The following is a 17153-nucleotide window of genomic DNA, read 5'->3' as shown; positions in this document are numbered from 1 at the left end:
AGATGCGGCAACAGCGCTTGAGACATTTCTCGCCTGTTGCCGTTTTCATTTCACATGATCGAACTGCAAGGTCTATCGCAGCGCTTTCCCGGCGGGTCGGGCGAAGTGCATGCATTGCGGGATGTCAGCCTGTCCATCGCCCCCGGCGAGGTCTTCGGCATCATCGGCCGCAGCGGCGCCGGCAAGAGCACGCTGGTGCGCGCCATCAACCTGCTCAACCGGCCCAGCGCCGGCCGCGTGATCGTCGCCGGCCAGGACCTGACCGCGCTCGGCAGCGGCGCGCTGCGCCAGGCCCGCCGCGACATCGGCATGATCTTCCAGCATTTCAACCTGCTGTCGTCGCGCACCGTGTACGACAACGTGGCGCTGCCGCTGGAGCTGGCCGGCAAGTCCCGGAGCGAGATCTCCGCGACGGTGCTGCCGCTGCTGGATCTGGTCGGCCTGTCGGCGCTGAAGGACCGCTATCCCGCCCAGATCAGCGGCGGGCAGAAGCAGCGCGTGGGCATCGCCCGCGCGCTGGCGAGCAAGCCCAAGGTGCTGCTGTCCGACGAGGCCACCTCGGCGCTCGATCCGGAAACCACGCGCGCCATCCTGGAGCTGCTGCGCCAGATCAACCGCGACCTGGGCCTGACCATCGTCATGATCACGCACCAGATGGAAGTGATCAAACAGGTGTGCGACCGCGTGGCCGTGCTCGAAGCCGGGCAGGTGGTGGAAAGCGGCCGCGTGATCGACGTCTTCCTGCGCCCGCAGCACGAGGTCACGCGCGCCATGATCGGCGACGTGATCGCGCAGGAGCTGCCGGCGAGCGTGCTCAAGCGCGTGGAAAGCCGGCTCGGCAACGGCCGCGACCACGTCTACCGCCTCGCCTTCACCGGCGCCGGCGTGGACCAGCCGGTGCTGGCCCAGGCCATCCGCCGCCACGGGCTGGACTTCAACATCCTGCACGGGCACATCGACGAGATCCAGGGGCAGGCCTTCGGCTCGCTGGCCATCATGGCCACCGGCGAGCCGGCCGACGTCAAGGCCGCGATGGCCTTCCTGCAGGAGCAAGGCGTGGTAGTGGAGGAGATCGAGCATGTGGTCTGAAATGTTTGACCTGTTCCTGACCTCGTTCAACGAGACCCTGCTGATGGTGGGCATCTCGGGCGTGGTCGGGGCGCTGTTCGGCGTGCCGCTGGGCGTGCTGCTGCACCTGACCAACCGCGGCGGCGTGCTGTCGCACCCGCTGTTCAACCGCACCATCGGCGTGGTGGTCAACGCGGTGCGCTCGATTCCGTTCATCATCCTGCTGGTGGTGGTGATCCCGTTTACGCGCTTCATCGTCGGCTCGTCGATCGGCACCACGGCGGCCGTGGTGCCGCTGACCATCGCCGCGATCCCGTTCATCGCGCGGCTGGTGGAAAGCGCGCTGCGCGAGGTCGACAAGGGCCTGGTGGAAGCGGCCCAGTCGATGGGCGCGACCACCGGCCAGATCGTCATGAAGGTGCTGCTGCCCGAGGCCATGCCCGGCATCGTGGCGGGCCTGACCATCACCTTCGTCAGCCTGGTGGGCTACTCGGCGATGGCCGGCGCCATCGGCGGCGGCGGGCTGGGCGACCTCGGCATCCGCTACGGCTACCAGCGCTACATCACCGAGGTGATGGTGGCGGTGGTGCTGATCCTGATCGTCTTCGTGCAGGCGGTGCAGAGCTTCGGCGACTGGCTGGTGCGGCGCATCAGCCATAAATAAGTAAGCGATAGGCAAGCGATAAGTCAGCGCCGGGACATGCGGAAGAAAACCGGCAATCAGAGCATTCGGGAAACAAGGAAGCCAGTCATGCAACGTCGCAACGTGCTGCAATGGATCGCCGGCGCCGCCATCGGCGCCGCCTTCGCCACCGGCGCCATCGCGCAGGAAAAGCCGATCAAGGTCGGCGTCACGGGCGGCCCGCACGCCCAGATCATGGAGCAGGTGAAGAAGGTCGCGGCCAGGGACGGCCTCAACATCCAGCTGGTGGAGTTCAGCGACTACATCCAGCCCAACGCCGCGCTGGCCGCGGGCGACCTCGACGCCAACAGCTACCAGCACCTGCCGTACCTGGAAGCGCAGATCAAGGACCGCGGCTACAAGTTCACCCACGTCGGCTTCACCGTGACCTTCCCGATGGGCGTGTACTCGAAGAAGCTCAAGTCGCTCGACCAGCTCAAGGACGGCGCGCGCGTGGGCGTGCCCAACGACCCCACCAACGGCGGCCGCGGCCTGCTGCTGCTGCAGAGCAAGGGCATCATCAAGCTGCGCCCGGATGCCGGCCTGAAGGCCACGCCGCTGGACATCGTGTCCAACCCGAAGAAGATCAGGATCGTGGAACTGGACGCGGCGCAGTTGCCGCGCTCGCTGGACGACCTCGACGCCGCCGCCATCAACGGCAACTATGCCGAGTCCGCCGGCCTGTCGCCGACCAAGGACGCGATCGCGATGGAAGGCCCGAAGGGCCCCTACGCCAACCTGATCGCCATCCGCGAGGCCGACCGGAACAAGCCGTGGGTGGCCAAGCTGGTGAAGGCCTACCACTCGCCCGAGGTCAAGCAGTACGTGCTGAGCACGTACAAGGATTCGGTGATTACCGCCTGGTAAGTTGGAGAAAAACCCGCAGACCGGCGTGCCGCTGGGCAGTCCGCGGCACAATGGCGCGAGGTTTTCACGCTGCCGGGCTATGCCCGGCAATTCTTTGCCGATAAAATAGTACGACCGTTCGAAAAACAAGAAGGCCGCCGACCCGGTGGTTATAATGGCGGGCGAACCAAATTTCTGACTATCGACTATCAGTGGAGTGAGCGCATGAAAGTACTCGTCGCAGTCAAGCGCGTGGTGGATTACAACGTCAAGGTCCGGGTCAAGTCGGACGGCACGGGCGTGGATCTGGCCAACGTCAAGATGAGCATGAATCCGTTTGACGAAATCGCCGTGGAAGAAGCGGTGCGCCTGAAGGAAGCCGGCGTGGCGACCGAGGTGATCGCCGTGTCGTGCGGCGTGGCGCAATGCCAGGAAACCCTGCGCACCGCGATGGCGATCGGCGCCGACCGCGGCATCCTGGTCGAGTCGAACGAAGACCTGCAGCCGCTGGCCGTGGCCAAGCTGCTCAAGGCACTGGTCGAGAAGGAACAGCCGCAGCTGGTGATCCTGGGCAAGCAGGCCATCGACGACGACTCCAACCAGACCGGCCAGATGCTGGCCGCGCTGGCGGGCCTGCCGCAAGCCACCTTCGCCTCCAAGGTGACGGTCGCCGATGGCCGGGCCTCGGTGACGCGCGAAGTGGACGGCGGCCTGGAAACGCTGTCGCTCAAGCTGCCGGCGGTGGTCACCACCGACCTGCGCCTGAACGAGCCGCGCTACGTCACGCTGCCCAACATCATGAAGGCCAAGAAGAAGCCGCTCGAGACCGTCAAGCCCGAGGACCTCGGCGTCGACGTCGCGCCGCGCCTGAAGACCGTCAAGGTCGTCGAGCCGCCCAAGCGCAGCGCGGGTGTGATGGTGCCGGACGTCGCGACGCTGGTGCAGAAGCTGAAGAACGAAGCCAAGGTCATCTGAGCGCCAGGAGATAAAACATGACTGCACTCGTCATTGCTGAACACGACAACCAATCCATCAAGTCGGCCACGCTGAACACCGTGACCGCGGCCGTCCAGTGCGGCGGCGACGTCCACGTGCTGGTTGCCGGCGCCAATGCCAAGGCCGCCGCCGAGGCCGCCGCCAAGATCGCCGGCGTGGCCAAGGTGCTGCTGGCCGACGCGCCGTACTTCGGCGACGGCCTGGCCGAGAACATCGCCGAGCAGGTGCTGGCCATCGCCAGCGACTACAGCCACATCCTGGCGCCCGCCACCGCCTACGGCAAGAACATCCTGCCGCGCGTGGCCGCCAAGCTGGACGTGGCCCAACTGTCGGACATCACCAAGGTCGACGGCCCGGACACCTTCGAGCGCCCGATCTACGCCGGCAACGCGATCTCGATCGTGCAGTCGTCGGACAAGGTCAAGGTCATCACCGTGCGCGGCACCGGCTTCGACGCCGCCGCCGCCGAAGGCGGCTCGGTCGCCGTGGAGAACCTGCCGGCCGTGGCCGACACGGGCATCTCGCAATTCGTCTCGCGCGAAGTCACCAAGAGCGACCGCCCGGAACTGACCGCCGCCAAGATCATCGTGTCCGGCGGCCGCGGCGTGGGCTCGGGCGAGAACTACACCAAGGTGCTGACGCCGCTGGCCGACAAGCTGAACGCCGCGATGGGCGCCTCGCGCGCCGCGGTGGACGCCGGCTTCGTGCCGAACGACTACCAGGTCGGGCAGACCGGCAAGATCGTCGCGCCGCAGTTGTACATCGCCGTCGGCATCTCGGGCGCGATCCAGCATCTGGCCGGCATGAAGGACTCCAAGGTGATCGTGGCGATCAACAAGGACGCCGAGGCGCCGATCTTCTCGGTGGCCGACTACGGCCTGGTCGGCGACCTGAACACCGTCGTGCCGGAACTGGTGGCGGCGCTGGGCTGATCGCGCGGGCCCGCAGGGCCCGGCCAGAAAGTGCAAGCCGTTCCGGGTCCGCCCGCGAACGGCTTTTTCATACATACCCGGAGACATCGATGACCTATCGTGCCCCGCTCAAGGACATGCTGTTCGTGATGAACGAACTGGCTGGCCTCGACGCAGTCAGCAAGCTGCCCGGTTTCGAGGACGCCACGCCGGAGACGGCGCAGGCGGTGCTCGACGAGGCGGCCAAGTTCAACGAGCAGGTGGTGGCGCCGCTCAACCGCATCGGCGACACCGCCCCCAGCAGCTGGAAGGACGGCGTGGTGACGACCACGGCCGGCTTCAAGGAAGCCTTCCGCCAGTTCGCCGAAGGCGGCTGGCAGGGCGTGCTGCATTCGCCGGACTTCGGCGGCCAGGGCCTGCCCAAGCTGATCGCCACCGCCTGCAACGAGATGCTCAACAGCGCCAACCTGTCGTTCGCGCTGTGCCCGCTGCTGACCGACGGCGCCATCGAGGCGCTGCTCACCGCCGGCAGCGACGCGCAGAAGGCCGTCTTCCTGCCCAGGCTGATCTCGGGCGAGTGGACCGGTACCATGAACCTGACCGAGCCGCAGGCCGGCTCGGACCTGGCCGCGGTGCGCACGCGCGCCGAGCCGCAGGGCGACGGCACCTACAAGGTGTTCGGCACCAAGATCTTCATCACCTACGGCGAGCACGACATGGCACAGAACATCGTCCATCTCGTGCTGGCGCGCACGCCCGATGCGCCCGAGGGCGTGAAGGGCATCTCGCTGTTCATCGTGCCCAAGTTCCTGGTCAACGAAGACGGCTCCACCGGCGCGCGCAACGACGTGCACTGCGTGTCGATCGAGCACAAGCTCGGCATCAAGGCCAGCCCCACCGCCGTGCTGCAGTTCGGCGACCACGGCGGCGCCATCGGCACGCTGGTGGGCGAGGAGAACCGCGGCCTCGAGTACATGTTCATCATGATGAACTCGGCGCGCTTCTCGGTCGGCATGCAGGGCGTGGCGGTGTCCGAGCGCGCCTACCAGCAGGCCGTGGCCTTTGCCCGCGAGCGCGTGCAGAGCCGCCCGGTCGACGGCTCCGCGCGCGAGGCGGTCACCATCATCCACCACCCCGACGTCAAGCGCATGCTGATGACCATGCGCGCGCTGACCGAAGGCGCGCGCGCGGTGGCCTACGTGGCCGCGGGCGCGTGCGACACCGCGCACCGGCACCCGGACGAGGCCGTGCGCCGGCAGTCCCAGGCCTTCTACGAGTTCCTGGTGCCCGTCGTCAAGGGCTGGAGCACCGAGCTGTCGATCGAAGTCACCAGCCTCGGCGTGCAGGTGCACGGCGGCATGGGCTTCATCGAGGAGACCGGCGCCGCGCAGCACTACCGCGACGCGCGCATCCTGCCGATCTACGAAGGCACCACCGCCATCCAGGCCAACGACCTGGTCGGGCGCAAGACCGCGCGCGACGGCGGCGCGACCGCGCGCGCGATCTGCGCGCAGATCGCCGAGACCGAGGCCGCGCTGGGTAAGCAGGGCGGCGCGGCCTTCGTGGCGGTGCAGGCGCAACTGGCGCGGGGCCGCGCGGCGCTCGAAGCCGCAGTGGCGTTCGTGGCCGGCCATGCCAAGACGGACCCCAACGCGGTGTTCGCCGGCAGCGTGCCTTACCTGAAGCTGTGCGGCATCGTGTTCTCGGGCTGGCAGCTCGCCCGCGCGATGCTGGCCGCGCAGGCGAAGCACGGCGAGGACGCGGCGTTCCACGGCGCCAAGATCGCCACGGCGCATTTCTTCGCCGAGCACATCCTGTCGCAGGCATCGGGTTTGCGCGATGCCATCGTGGCCGGCGCGGCACCGGTCAATGCCTTGAGCGAAGCGCAGTTCTGACGGTAGTGAAGCAGAGGCAAGAAGGGCGGCCCCGAAAGGGTCGCCCTTTTTGCTGATAAAGCGCCGTTTAACGCGCCGCGTGCCGAGGGGTTGCTCCCCTTTCCCGCATGCGGCGTGCAGACCGGAGAAGGAAGACCGCAAGCCGGTCTGGCCGGCCGCTCAGGCCACCGCGGGGCGGTGCGCGGCGCGCGCGCCCGGCTGCTTGAGGTAGCGCGTCACCGACAGGTCGTCGGCGCGGATGGCCGGCGAGGTGCCGGACACCAGGTCCGACAGCAGCTTGCCCGAGCCGCAGGCCATGGTCCAGCCCAGCGTGCCGTGGCCGGTATTGAGCCACAGGCCCTTGAGCGGCGTGGGGCCGACGATGGGCGTGCCGTCCGGCGTCATCGGGCGCAGGCCGGTCCAGAAGGTGGCGCGGCTGACGTCGCCGGCGCCCGGGAACAGGTCGGTCACCACGTGCTCGAGCGTGCGGCGCTTGGACGGGTCCAGCGAACGGTCGTAGCCGACGATCTGGGCCATGCCGCCCACGCGGATGCGGTCGTCGAAGCGCGTGATGGCGACCTTGTAGGTCTCGTCGAGCACGGTCGACACCGGGCTGCGCTCCGCGTCGGTCATCGGCACGGTGATGGAGAAACCCTTGAGCGGGTAGACCGGCAGGTTCGAGAGGCCCGGCAGGATGTTCTTCAGGAACGGCGTCGACCAGCTTCCCAGCGCCACCACCACGAGGTCGGCCGTCACCGGCTGGCCGCCGATCATCGCGCCGGTGACGGTGTCGCCGCGGGTCAGCAGCCCGTCGATGGTGCGGTCGTAGTGGAACTTCACGCCGAGGCCCTCGGCCATCGCCGCGAGCTGGGTGGTGAACAACTGGCAGTCGCCGGTCTCGTCGTTGGGCAGCCGCAGGCCGCCGCTCAGCTTGTGGCTGACCGCGGCCAGCGCCGGTTCGCTCGCGGCGAGATCCCCGCGCGACAGCAACTGGTAGGGCACGCCGGCCTGCTCGAGCACGGCGATGTCCTTGGCGGCGCCGTCGAGCTGCTCCTGCGTGCGGAAGACCTGCAGCGTGCCTTGCTGGCGGCCTTCGTAGGCGATGCCGGTATCGGCGCGCAGCGCGCGGATGCAGTCGCGGCTGTACTCGGCCAGCCGCACCATGCGTTCCTTGTTGGTGGCGTAGCGCTCGGCCGAGCAGTTCATCAGCATCTGCCACATCCACTGCAGCTGGAACAGCGTGCCGTCCGGGCGCACCGACAGCGGCGCGTGTTCCTGGAACATCCACTTGATGGCCTTGAGCGGCACCCCGGGCGCGGCCCACGGCGATGCGTAGCCGGGCGAGATCTGCCCGGCGTTGGCGAAACTGGTGCCGAGCGCGGGCGCGGCCTCGCGGTCGATCACGGTGACTTCGTGGCCGGCGCGGGCCAGATACCAGGCGCTTGTCACGCCGATTACACCGCTGCCAAGGACGAGAACTCGCATAGTCGGGGGCTCGAAACCAAAAAAGAGGGTGGATAAAGTAATTCTCTCTATACTATTTAAATATATGCAGTCATAGTTATCGTAATTTTCAAGGAAACAGGAACTACTCATGAGAACGAGCCGGCAACCGGTGCGCAGCCTCGACCGGCTGGACCGCAAGATCCTGGCGCTGCTCCAGGCCGACGGGCGGATGTCGATGAAAGAGCTGGCCGAGGCCGTCGGGCTGACCATCACGCCCTGCATCGAGCGGGTCAAGCGCATGGAGCGCGACGGCGTGATCATGGGCTACTACGCGCGGCTCAATCCGGCCCTGCTGGGCAGCGGCCTGCTGGTGTTCGTGGAGATCTCGCTGGGCAACAAGTCGGGCAACATGTTCGAGCAGTTCCGCCGCGAGGTCTCGCGCATCCCGGAAGTGCTCGAATGCCATCTGGTGTCCGGCGATTTCGACTACCTCATCAAGGCGCGCATCCGCGAGATCGGCGAGTACCGCCGCCTGCTCGGCGACATCCTGCTGCAGCTGCCCGGCGCCGCGCAGTCCAAGAGCTACGTGGTGATGGAGGAAATCAAGGAGACGCTGGCGATCGCCGTCGACGAAAAGGCGCCGCTCGCCTGAGGGCGGCCCGCCAGCCCGCGGCGCTTTCCCGCGCGCCGCCACGCCCCCGGAAAACCTGCATGCGGCGCCTCGATACTGTATATTTATACAGTACATCGTAACGCGCAGCAGGAGTTGTCATGGCGTCACTCAAGACCGGTTTCCAGCGCGGCCGCGGGGCGCTTTCCAACGTCGAATCCCGCTTCGACGGCTGGTCGCGCGAGCCCGACGACGACGGCCTCGCGGCGGTCCTGGAAGCCCACGGCGAACTGCCCCCGCGCAAGACCATCGTGGTCCTCGAAGCGGCGAAATCGATCATCACGCGCAACCAGTCGCCCGACATCCCGTTCGACCAGTCGATCAACGTCTACCGCGGCTGCGAGCACGGCTGCTCGTACTGCTTCGCGCGCCCGACCCACGCCTACCTCGGGCTGTCGCCGGGGCTGGACTTCGAGACGCAGCTGTTCGCCAAGCCGAACGCGGCCGAGCTGCTGCGGCGGGAACTGAGCAAGAAGCACTACGTGCCCTCGGTGATCGCGCTCGGCACCAATACCGACCCTTACCAGCCGATCGAGCGGGAGCACCGGCTGACGCGCGCCATCCTGGAGGTGCTGGAGGAATTCAACCATCCGGTGGCCATCACGACCAAATCGTCGCTGGTCACGCGCGACGCCGACATCCTCGCCCGCATGGCGGCCAAGGGCCTGGCCCGGGTCTACGTCTCGATCGGCACGCTCGACGCGGACATCGCCCGGCGGCTCGAGCCGCGCGCCAATACGCCGGCCAGGCGCATGGAGGGCGTGCGGCGCCTGGCCGGGCAGGGCATTCCCACCGGCGTCATCGTGGCGCCGATCATTCCGGCGCTGACGGACTTCGACATCGAGCGCGTGCTCGAGACCGCCGCCGGGGCCGGCGCCGGGGCGGCCGGCTACGTCATGCTGCGCCTGCCTCTGGAGGTGCGGGACCTCTTCGTCGAATGGCTGGAGCAGCACTACCCGGGGCGGCGCCGCCACGTCATGAGCCTGATCGAGCAGATCCGCGACGGCAAGCACAACCAGTCCGAATTCGGCCAGCGCATGCGCGGCACCGGCATCTTCGCCGAGCTGGTCGGCAAGCGCTTCGCGCAGGCCTGCCGCCGCTTCGGGCTCAACCAGCAGCGCCCGCCCTTGCGGGCCGACCTGTTCCGCGTGCCGGAGCCGCCGTCCGCGCAGCAGTCGCTGTTCTGACGCGCCGCGCGCGGTGTCCGCCCTCGCTGGCCTACACCGCCGCGCGCCGCAGGCGCAGCGCATTGGAGACCACCGACACCGAGCTCAGGCTCATGGCCAGCGCGGCGAACATCGGCGACAGCAGCATCCCGGTCGCGCCATACAGGACGCCGGCCGCCAGCGGCACGCCCAGCGCGTTGTAGACGAAGGCAAAGCCGAGGTTCTGCTTCATGTTGCGGATGGTCGCCTCGGACAGCTTGCGGGCGCGGGCGATGCCGCGCAGGTCGCCCTTCACCAGCGTGACCTGGGCGCTGTTCATGGCCACGTCCGTGCCGGTGCCCATCGCGATGCCGACGTCGGCCTTGGCCAGCGCCGGCGCATCGTTGATGCCGTCCCCGGCCATCGCCACCACGCGGCCTTCCTGCTGGAGCCGGGCGACCAGCGCCAGCTTGTCCGCCGGCCTGACCTCGCCGTGGTATTCGCCGATCCCCAGCTTGCCGGCCACGGCCCGGGCCGTGGCCACGCCGTCGCCGGTGGCCATCACCACGCGGATGCCCTGCGCCTGCAGGCTGCGCAGCGCTTCCGGCGTGGTCGCCTTGATCGGGTCCGACACCGCCAGCAGGCCGGCCAGCGTGCCGTCGACGGCCAGGTACATGACGCTCGCGCCCTGCGCGCGCAGGCCGTCGCCGGCCTCGCTCAGGGCGGCGGCGGAGACGCCCGCGGCCTCCATCAGCACGGTATTGCCGAGCGCGAGTTTGCGGCCCGCCACGGTGCCCCGCACGCCGATGCCGGTGCCCGACTCGAAATCCGCGGCCGTGTCGAGCAGCAGGTTCTGCCGGCGCGCCGCCTCGACCAGCGCGGCCGCCAGCGGATGCTCGCTGCCCTGGTCGAGGCTGGCCGCCAGGCGCAGCACTTCCTGGTCGGAGAATCCGTTGATGCCGAGGCCGCGCTCGAAGGCCGGGCGGCCTTCCGTGAGCGTCCCGGTCTTGTCGACGATCAGCGTGTCGACCTTGCGCAGGTTCTCGATGGCCGACGCATCGCGGAACAGCACGCCGTTCGACGCGCCCTTGCCGCTGGCGACCATGATGGACATCGGGGTCGCCAGCCCGAGCGCGCACGGGCAGGCGATGATCAGCACCGCGACGGCGTTGATGAGGCCGTACACCCAGCCTGGCTGCGGGCCCCACAATCCCCACGCCAGGAACGTGAGCACGGCGACGGCGATGACCACGGCCACGAACACGCCGGCCACCTTGTCCGCCATGCGCTGCATCGGCGCCTTCGAGCGCTGCGCCTGCGCCACCATCTGCACGATCTGCGACAGCACGGTCTGGGAGCCGATTTTCTCGGACACGATGACCAGGCTGCCGGTGGCGTTCATGGTCGCGCCGATGACGTGGTCGCCGGCGCGCTTGGTCACGGGCATCGGCTCCCCGGTAATCATCGACTCGTCGACCGAGCTGCCGCCTTCGGCCACCACGCCGTCGACCGGCACCTTCTCGCCCGGCCGCACGCGCAGGCGGTCGCCCACGTGCACGTGGGCCAGCGGCACATCCTCCTCGCTGCCGTCGGCGTTGAGGCGGCGTGCCGTCTTCGGCGCGAGGCCGAGCAGCGAGCGGATCGCCGCCGAAGTCTGCGAGCGGGCCTTGAGCTCCAGCAGCTGGCCGACCAGCGTCAGCGAGATGATGACCGCGGCGGCCTCGAAATACACGCCGATGCGGCCATGCATGGCGAAGTCCTGCGGGAACAGCCCCGGCGCCACCGTGGCGACGACGCTGTAGACGTAGGCCGCGCCGGTGCCGAGGCCGATCAGCGTCCACATGTTGGGGCTGCGCTGCGCGAACGAGCGCACGCAGCGCGCCAGGAACGGATACCCCGCCCACAGCACGACCGGCGTGGACAGCGCCAGCTCGACCCAGCTTTGCGTCGCGGCCGCCATCCAGCCGAGCTGGTGCCCGAACATGGCCAGCACGAACACCACGGCGGTCAGCGGCAGGGTCCACCAGAAGCGCCGCTGGAAGTCCGCCAGCTCGGGGTTCTCCTCCGCTTCCAGTTCCGGCATCAGCGGCTCGAGCGTCATGCCGCATTTCGGGCAGTTGCCGGGATGATCCTGCCGGATCTCCGGATGCATGGGGCAGGTGTAGATGGTGCCTTCCTGCGCCGGCGCGGCGTCCGGGGATTGGCGGGGGCCGGGCGCCGGCGCGTGGGCGTGATGGTGGTGATGGTCGTGGTCGTGGTCGTGCGGATGGCCGCCGGCGCCCATGCCGCCGTCCTGGGGCGGATGGACGTGCTGATGGGTTTCGCCCTGCGCGGGTTCGTGACGGTCCATTCGGCGGCGCTCCTTTCGGTTGGGCCACGCGCGCGCCTGTCGCGCGCCGGCGTTGGCATCATAGGCGCATCGCGCGGCGGCTTGCTGATGTGGCGCAAACCGTGGCGAACCGACGGCATGGCGGCGTCATGGCGGCGGCGGGCCGCCGCGTGGCTGGCTGGAACGGGAAGGCGCGGCGCATGGCCGCGTTGGGCGGCGGGCCGCGTGGCCGCGGTTACTGCGAGAGCGCCCGCGCCGCCTCGACCTGGGATTCGAAGAAGGTCTGGAAGCTGATGGCGAGGCCGGCCATCAGCAGGCCGGTGCCGATCAGCAGCGACAGGATGACCAGGATCACCACCGGCCAGCCCGAGCGGGTGGGCTGGCCGTGCGGGTTGAAGCGCGCGTCCCATTTGTCGTCGGCGCGCAGCCCGTACACGATGGCGGTGAGGAAGGCGGCGATCAGCGAGGTGCCGCCGGCCACCGCGAAGGTCCAGTTCAGCGCGGGCGAGCCGGCCCCGGTCTGCATCGACGCCACGCCGATGGCGCCGGCCAGCGTGGCCAGCAGGTGGGCCCAGCCGAATTTGTCGCGCAGCCCGCCCAGGTAGAAGCGGTGCAGCCCGAGGCTGCCGCACAGGAAGGCCAGGGCGACCGTGGCCAGCTTGGATTTGCCGGTGGCGGCGGTCTTGGCGGCGGCGGGGACTTGGGTGGCGACGGGCATGGGCGGCGACGAAGTGAGGGCCGGCGGAACCTGCCGGCGGGGGCGGTCACGGGCCAGCCGTGCTGGCGCCGGCGCTCATTGTACGCCGCCGCATGATGCCGGCAATGCGCACGATGCCGCACGGGCGCGCCGCCGCCGCGGCGCGCGCGGGGCGGATCGGCAATCGGGGGGAAGGGCGTAAAAGCGGGAAAATCCGGGCGCGGCGCCCGATCCGGCGATCCGGCTAGCGGCCGCCGTCGCGTCCGCGCGCCTGCCAGCCGGGGCCGACGCCGGAGTTGCGCTGCTCGCCGCGCACCGGGTCCGCCTGCGCGCTGCGCTCGGACGGGCGGGCGCGCTCGTCCTCGCGTTCCTGGGGCGGCAGCGCGCGGCCGCTGAGGCGGTCGTCGGCGCGCGCGCGCGCTTCCATGCGTTCGATCTGGGCGCGTACATGATCCTGCCGTTCGGCGCGCACGCTGGCCATTTCCCAGCCGCCCTGGCCCGCCTGCGCGCGGGCATTGGCCAGGCTCCGGCCGTCGGGCCGGCTATGTTGCCAGAACGCGACCTGGGCATGGCCGGCGCCGCTGAGACCGAGCAGAAGCACGGCCAGCAGGATGCCCGCCACCGGGTCGCGCAGGAGAGTGCGGGGGAACATGCGGAATCCCAGTTTCCTGTCGCGCGGCGATGTTGTCGGAAGATGGAATCATGGTACGCACGCGCATCCGGCGCGCCTATGCAAAAGCCGTTACCGGTGTAACGGATTGTTTCGCCCCCGCCGCCGCGTCATGACGCAGCGGTGAAACCCCGGCGTGCTTCATTTGGCGGCGCTTATTTCGCGGCGCCCATTTCATGGCGCATAGCGGATGCGGTAGATCGCGCCCGCCATGTCGTCGCTGACCAGCAGCGAGCCGTCGGGCGCCACCTGCACGTCGACCGGCCGGCCCCACGGCCGGCCGTCCTGCAGCCAGCCCTGCGCGAACACCTCGCTGCGCACGGCCTGGCCGCGCCCGTCGAGCACCACCCGGACCACGCGGTAGCCGACCGGCTGGCTGCGGTTCCAGCTGCCATGTTCGGCAATAAAGATATTGTTGCGATATTCGGCAGGAAATTGCGATCCGGCATAGAAGCGCATGCCGAGCGCGGCAACGTGGGCGCCGAGCCTGGCCGCCGGCGGCGCGAACTCGGCGCAGGCGCGCTGCTTGCCGAATTCCGGGTCGGCGATGTCACCGGCATGGCAGTACGGATAACCGAAGTGCTGGCCGGCGCGGACGAGGTGGTTGAGCTCGTCGTCGGGCACGTCGTCGCCGAGGTTGTCGCGGCCGTTGTCGGTGAACCAGAGCTCGCGCGTGCCGGGCTGCCAGTCGAAGCCGACCGTATTGCGCACGCCGCGCGCCACCACCTGCAGGTCGCTGCCGTCGGGCTTCATCTTCATGATGTTGGCGTAGCGGTTCTCGTCCGGCTTGCAGATATTGCACGGCGCGCCGACCGGCACGTAGAGATAGCCGTCCGGGCCGAACGCGATGAACTTCCAGCCGTGGTGCGTTTCGCCGGGAAAGCGGTCGCTCACCACGACGGGCGCGGGCGGATTGTCCAGGCGGGCTTCCACGCCGTCGATGCGCACGATGCGCGAGGTCGAGGACGCATAGAGCGCGCCATCGCGGAACGCCACGCCGACCGGCATGGTCAGCCCGGTGGCGACGGTGCGCACCTGCGGGTTGCCGGCGAGCGGCGCGGCGATGGCGTACACCTTGCCTTCGCCGCGCGTGCCCACGAACAGCGTGCCGGCCGGCGACATGGTCATGCCGCGCGCCTCGGGCACCGCCTGGCTCAGCACTTCGATGCGAAAGCCGGGCGGCAGCTTGATGCGGTCCAGCGGCAAGGCCTCGGCGGCGCCGGCGGCGGCCGCATGCCCGAGCCAGGCGCCGGCGGCAAGCCAGCCCGCCAGCAGGGCGCGGCGGGCACGAATGTGAAGGTAGGAACGCATGCGATGCTCTCCTGTCGGGGTTTTCGCCACGATGCCCGTGGCGGGGTGTCGCGTCAATCGCTCTAAGTGTTTGTTTGGCCTCGGGATTTGGGCTATACTCTTGTGTTTCGTGTTCGAACATCAAGTTTTCTGAGGAATCACACCCATGGTCGTAATCCGTCTGGCTCGCGGTGGCAGCAAGAAGCGCCCGTTCTTCAACATCGTCGCCGCTGACTCGCGCAACCGTCGCGATGGCCGTTTCATCGAGCGTATCGGTTTCTACAATCCCCTGGCCGGCGCCAGCGAAGAAGGCCTGCGCCTGGTGCAGGACCGCCTGACCTACTGGACCGGCGTTGGCGCCCAGATGTCGCCGACCGTGGCCCGCCTGGTCAAGCAGAACGCCGCCAAGGCCGCTGCCTGATTGCTGTGACGCGCGTTTCGCGACGCGTGGCAGACGACACGTGACCGAACGCAAGCAAGGCGCCCCGGCGCGGCGGCCGCTGAATGTGCCGCTGGAACCCGCGGCCCGTCCGCAGTCCGCCGGCCAGAAGCCGGCGCCCAGGCCGCAGGCCGGATTGCCGGCCACGCTGGCGTACACCGGCGCGTTGCCGGACGACCTGATCGAGGTCGGCTACGTCGGCGCCGCATACGGAATCCGGGGCTGGATCAAGATCCAGCCGCACGCCGACGATGCCAGCGCGCTGCTGCACGCGCGCCGCTGGTGGCTGCTCAAGCCGCCGGCCGGCGTGCTGGGCGCGGCGGGTGCGGTGAGCGCCGAAGCCCTGTGCGTGAAGATCGCGCAGTCCCGCGAGCATAGCGGCACGGTGGTGGCGCAGGCGGTCGGCGTGTCCGACCGCAGCCACTCCGAAGCGCTCAAGGGCCGTCGTGTATGGATCCGCCGCGAGGATTTCCCCGCGCCGGACGAGAACGAGTTTTACTGGGTCGATCTGATCGGCTGCGCCGTGTCCAACGAACAGGGCGAGCTGCTGGGCGAAGTGTCCGGCCTGATCGACAACGGGGCTCACCAGATCCTGCAGGTGGCGCATGCCTTGCCCGACGGCAAGACCGGCGAGCGCCTGATCCCGTTTGTCGATGCCTTCCTGCGCTCGGTCGATATCAAGGCCCGGCAGGTGGTGGTCGACTGGGGGCTGGATTACTGAGCGCCTGGTGACAGGCGCCGGGCCGGGCCCGGTGGGCAAGCCAAGGGAGAGGCGGATGCAGTTCGATGTGATCACGCTGTTTCCCGAGATGTTCCGCGCGCTGACCGACTGGGGCATTACCAGCCGGGCGGCGAAGCAGCAGCGCTACGCGCTGCGCACCTGGAATCCGCGCGATTTCACCACCGACAACTACCGTACCATCGACGACCGCCCGTATGGCGGCGGCCCTGGCATGGTGATGCTGGCCAGGCCGCTCGAGGACGCCATCGACGCGGCCTGCGCGGCCCAGCAGGCGGCGCGGGCCGATGCCCAGGTGGATGCGGCGGATACGGTGAAGCCGCACGTGGTGCTGATGTCGCCGCAGGGCGCGCCGCTGACGCACGCGAAGGTGATGTCGCTGGCGCAGCGCCCCGGGCTGGTGCTGCTGTGCGGGCGCTACGAGGCCATCGACCAGCGCCTGATCGAGCGGCGCGTGGACGAGGAAATCAGCCTCGGCGATTTCGTGCTGTCGGGCGGCGAGCTGCCGGCGATGGCGGTGATCGACGCGGTGGTCAGGCATCTGCCCGGCGTGCTCGGCGATGCGCAGTCGGCGGTGCAGGACAGCTTCGTCAACGGCCTGCTGGATTGCCCGCACTACACGCGGCCGGAAGAATACGAAGGCATGCGGGTGCCCGAGATACTGCTCGGGGGCCATCATGCCGAGATCGAGAAGTGGCGGCGCCAGCAGGCGCTCGCCAACACTGCGAGGAAGCGCCCCGACCTGATCGGGGCCGCCCGCAGCGCAGGTTTGCTCAGCCGCGCCGACGAGAAATTCCTGTCGGCGTGGCTGGCGAATGAAGGGCGGGAGTTCGCTCCCGTCAAGTGAAACCCCATCCTCTGCCGGGGCCCGGGCAACGCCCGGGGCATACAACGCCGGCATGATGGACAAGGAGAAGAAACGATGAACCTCATCGAGCTGATCGAGAAAGACGAAATCGCGCGCCTGACCGCGAACAAGACCATCCCCGCATTCGCACCCGGCGACACCGTGATCGTCAGCGTGAACGTGGTGGAAGGTAACCGCAAGCGCGTGCAGGCCTACGAAGGCGTCGTGATTGCCAAGCGCAACCGCGGCCTGAACTCGTCCTTCATCGTGCGCAAGATTTCCTCGGGTGAAGGCGTGGAACGCACGTTCCAGCTGTACTCGCCGCTGATCGCCGGTATCGAAGTGAAGCGCCGCGGCGACGTCCGCCGCGCCAAGCTGTACTACCTGCGTGAGCGTTCGGGCAAGTCCGCGCGTATCAAGGAAAAGCTGGCATACAAGGCAGCGCCCGCCAAGGCGGCAGCAGCCGAGTAAGCCGGTTGCCGTGGCCGGTCCGCCGGCCGTGGC

General features: G+C 68.9%; 17 protein-coding genes. 12 read left to right on the top strand and 5 right to left on the bottom strand.

All coding sequences use genetic code 11. The annotated features are described in order from the left end of the window. Positions 1 to 54 precede the first annotated feature (54 nt). The 6 genes from AC3WXD_RS14705 to AC3WXD_RS14680 all read left to right on the top strand — a co-directional run bounded on the left by AC3WXD_RS14705 (position 55) and on the right by AC3WXD_RS14680 (position 6398). Complete coding sequence (locus AC3WXD_RS14705; RefSeq protein ID WP_020200997.1) at positions 55 to 1089, top strand: methionine ABC transporter ATP-binding protein; 1035 nt, start codon at positions 55 to 57, stop codon at positions 1087 to 1089. Further along, the gene (locus tag AC3WXD_RS14700) at positions 1079 to 1732 is read left to right on the top strand and encodes a methionine ABC transporter permease (RefSeq protein ID WP_029043184.1); all 654 of its coding nucleotides are present in this window, start codon (positions 1079 to 1081) and stop codon (positions 1730 to 1732) included. The genes AC3WXD_RS14705 and AC3WXD_RS14700 overlap by 11 nt, the downstream gene beginning before the upstream one ends. Before the next feature lie 87 nt (positions 1733 to 1819). Then, on the top strand, positions 1820 to 2617 hold the full coding sequence (locus AC3WXD_RS14695; protein WP_020200999.1) for a MetQ/NlpA family ABC transporter substrate-binding protein: 798 nt from the start codon (positions 1820 to 1822) through the stop codon (positions 2615 to 2617). 204 nt (positions 2618 to 2821) lie between these two features. Then, the gene (locus tag AC3WXD_RS14690) at positions 2822 to 3571 is read left to right on the top strand and encodes an electron transfer flavoprotein subunit beta/FixA family protein (RefSeq protein WP_020201000.1); all 750 of its coding nucleotides are present in this window, start codon (positions 2822 to 2824) and stop codon (positions 3569 to 3571) included. Positions 3572 to 3588: 17 nt separating this feature from the next. After that, positions 3589 to 4524 (top strand): electron transfer flavoprotein subunit alpha/FixB family protein, encoded by a 936-nt coding sequence (locus tag AC3WXD_RS14685; RefSeq protein WP_492324039.1) that lies wholly within the window; start codon positions 3589 to 3591, stop codon positions 4522 to 4524. Positions 4525 to 4613: 89 nt separating this feature from the next. Continuing rightward, positions 4614 to 6398 carry an acyl-CoA dehydrogenase gene (locus AC3WXD_RS14680; RefSeq protein ID WP_020201002.1) on the top strand — a complete coding sequence of 595 codons (1785 nt, stop codon included), beginning with the start codon at positions 4614 to 4616 and terminating at the stop codon, positions 6396 to 6398. A 159-nt stretch (positions 6399 to 6557) separates the two neighbouring features. On the opposite strand, the gene AC3WXD_RS14675 is transcribed toward AC3WXD_RS14680, so the two are convergent. Next, on the bottom strand, positions 6558 to 7862 hold the full coding sequence (locus tag AC3WXD_RS14675; protein WP_492324038.1) for a D-amino acid dehydrogenase: 1305 nt from the start codon (positions 7860 to 7862) through the stop codon (positions 6558 to 6560). Positions 7863 to 7971: 109 nt separating this feature from the next. Between AC3WXD_RS14675 and AC3WXD_RS14670 the strand changes: the two genes are divergently transcribed. Further along, positions 7972 to 8475 (top strand): Lrp/AsnC ligand binding domain-containing protein, encoded by a 504-nt coding sequence (locus AC3WXD_RS14670; RefSeq protein WP_029043186.1) that lies wholly within the window; start codon positions 7972 to 7974, stop codon positions 8473 to 8475. 119 nt (positions 8476 to 8594) lie between these two features. Next, positions 8595 to 9680: a PA0069 family radical SAM protein gene (locus tag AC3WXD_RS14665; protein WP_059410803.1), complete on the top strand. Its 1086-nt coding sequence runs from the start codon at positions 8595 to 8597 to the stop codon at positions 9678 to 9680. A 31-nt stretch (positions 9681 to 9711) separates the two neighbouring features. Here the strand turns inward: AC3WXD_RS14665 and AC3WXD_RS14660 are convergent, their stop codons facing one another. The 4 genes from AC3WXD_RS14660 to AC3WXD_RS14645 all read right to left on the bottom strand — a co-directional run bounded on the left by AC3WXD_RS14660 (position 9712) and on the right by AC3WXD_RS14645 (position 14645). Beyond that, positions 9712 to 11922, bottom strand: coding sequence for a copper-transporting P-type ATPase (locus AC3WXD_RS14660; RefSeq protein WP_492324190.1), 2211 nt, complete (start codon positions 11920 to 11922; stop codon positions 9712 to 9714). A gap of 280 nt (positions 11923 to 12202) precedes the next feature. After that, positions 12203 to 12685 carry a TM2 domain-containing protein gene (locus AC3WXD_RS14655; protein ID WP_020201007.1) on the bottom strand — a complete coding sequence of 161 codons (483 nt, stop codon included), beginning with the start codon at positions 12683 to 12685 and terminating at the stop codon, positions 12203 to 12205. Positions 12686 to 12908: 223 nt separating this feature from the next. Next, a complete protein-coding gene (locus tag AC3WXD_RS14650) occupies positions 12909 to 13316 on the bottom strand; it encodes a hypothetical protein (protein WP_020201008.1) in 408 nt (135 codons plus the stop codon). 192 nt (positions 13317 to 13508) lie between these two features. After that, positions 13509 to 14645 (bottom strand): PQQ-dependent sugar dehydrogenase, encoded by a 1137-nt coding sequence (locus AC3WXD_RS14645; RefSeq protein WP_492324037.1) that lies wholly within the window; start codon positions 14643 to 14645, stop codon positions 13509 to 13511. Positions 14646 to 14790: 145 nt separating this feature from the next. On the opposite strand from AC3WXD_RS14645, the gene rpsP reads away from it, so the two are divergent. From rpsP to rplS, 4 genes are all read left to right on the top strand, one after another. Next, entirely contained in the window at positions 14791 to 15045 is a 255-nt protein-coding gene (gene rpsP / locus AC3WXD_RS14640) for a 30S ribosomal protein S16 (RefSeq protein WP_020201010.1), read from the top strand. A 40-nt stretch (positions 15046 to 15085) separates the two neighbouring features. After that, complete coding sequence (rimM, locus tag AC3WXD_RS14635) at positions 15086 to 15784, top strand: ribosome maturation factor RimM (RefSeq protein WP_492324036.1); 699 nt, start codon at positions 15086 to 15088, stop codon at positions 15782 to 15784. Positions 15785 to 15839: 55 nt separating this feature from the next. Continuing rightward, positions 15840 to 16649 carry a tRNA (guanosine(37)-N1)-methyltransferase TrmD gene (gene trmD, locus AC3WXD_RS14630; RefSeq protein WP_020201012.1) on the top strand — a complete coding sequence of 270 codons (810 nt, stop codon included), beginning with the start codon at positions 15840 to 15842 and terminating at the stop codon, positions 16647 to 16649. A 75-nt stretch (positions 16650 to 16724) separates the two neighbouring features. Further along, a complete protein-coding gene (gene rplS, locus AC3WXD_RS14625) occupies positions 16725 to 17120 on the top strand; it encodes a 50S ribosomal protein L19 (protein ID WP_020201013.1) in 396 nt (131 codons plus the stop codon). Positions 17121 to 17153 lie beyond the last annotated feature (33 nt).

Source organism: Cupriavidus sp. FW216-B1 (assembly GCF_058789195.1).
The sequence above is the reverse complement of the archived record's forward strand: the minus strand, read 5'-3'. Positions and strand labels throughout refer to the sequence as shown.

Bases quoted from the DNA above. Each gene is read 5' to 3' on its own strand.
- AC3WXD_RS14675 (WP_492324038.1), bottom strand. From the start codon at position 7,862: ATGCGAGTTCTCGTCCTTGGCAGCGGTGTAATCGGCGTGACAAGCGCC.
- AC3WXD_RS14655 (WP_020201007.1), bottom strand. From the start codon at position 12,685: ATGCCCGTCGCCACCCAAGTCCCCGCCGCCGCCAAGACCGCCGCCACC.
- AC3WXD_RS14670 (WP_029043186.1), top strand. From the start codon at position 7,972: ATGAGAACGAGCCGGCAACCGGTGCGCAGCCTCGACCGGCTGGACCGC.
- AC3WXD_RS14695 (WP_020200999.1), top strand. From the start codon at position 1,820: ATGCAACGTCGCAACGTGCTGCAATGGATCGCCGGCGCCGCCATCGGC.
- rplS (WP_020201013.1), top strand. From the start codon at position 16,725: ATGAACCTCATCGAGCTGATCGAGAAAGACGAAATCGCGCGCCTGACC.
- trmD (WP_020201012.1), top strand. From the start codon at position 15,840: ATGCAGTTCGATGTGATCACGCTGTTTCCCGAGATGTTCCGCGCGCTG.
- AC3WXD_RS14685 (WP_492324039.1), top strand. From the start codon at position 3,589: ATGACTGCACTCGTCATTGCTGAACACGACAACCAATCCATCAAGTCG.
- rpsP (WP_020201010.1), top strand. From the start codon at position 14,791: ATGGTCGTAATCCGTCTGGCTCGCGGTGGCAGCAAGAAGCGCCCGTTC.
- AC3WXD_RS14645 (WP_492324037.1), bottom strand. From the start codon at position 14,645: ATGCGTTCCTACCTTCACATTCGTGCCCGCCGCGCCCTGCTGGCGGGC.
- AC3WXD_RS14700 (WP_029043184.1), top strand. From the start codon at position 1,079: ATGTGGTCTGAAATGTTTGACCTGTTCCTGACCTCGTTCAACGAGACC.
- AC3WXD_RS14660 (WP_492324190.1), bottom strand. From the start codon at position 11,922: ATGGGCGCCGGCGGCCATCCGCACGACCACGACCACGACCATCACCAC.
- AC3WXD_RS14705 (WP_020200997.1), top strand. From the start codon at position 55: ATGATCGAACTGCAAGGTCTATCGCAGCGCTTTCCCGGCGGGTCGGGC.
- AC3WXD_RS14650 (WP_020201008.1), bottom strand. From the start codon at position 13,316: ATGTTCCCCCGCACTCTCCTGCGCGACCCGGTGGCGGGCATCCTGCTG.
- AC3WXD_RS14680 (WP_020201002.1), top strand. From the start codon at position 4,614: ATGACCTATCGTGCCCCGCTCAAGGACATGCTGTTCGTGATGAACGAA.
- AC3WXD_RS14690 (WP_020201000.1), top strand. From the start codon at position 2,822: ATGAAAGTACTCGTCGCAGTCAAGCGCGTGGTGGATTACAACGTCAAG.
- AC3WXD_RS14665 (WP_059410803.1), top strand. From the start codon at position 8,595: ATGGCGTCACTCAAGACCGGTTTCCAGCGCGGCCGCGGGGCGCTTTCC.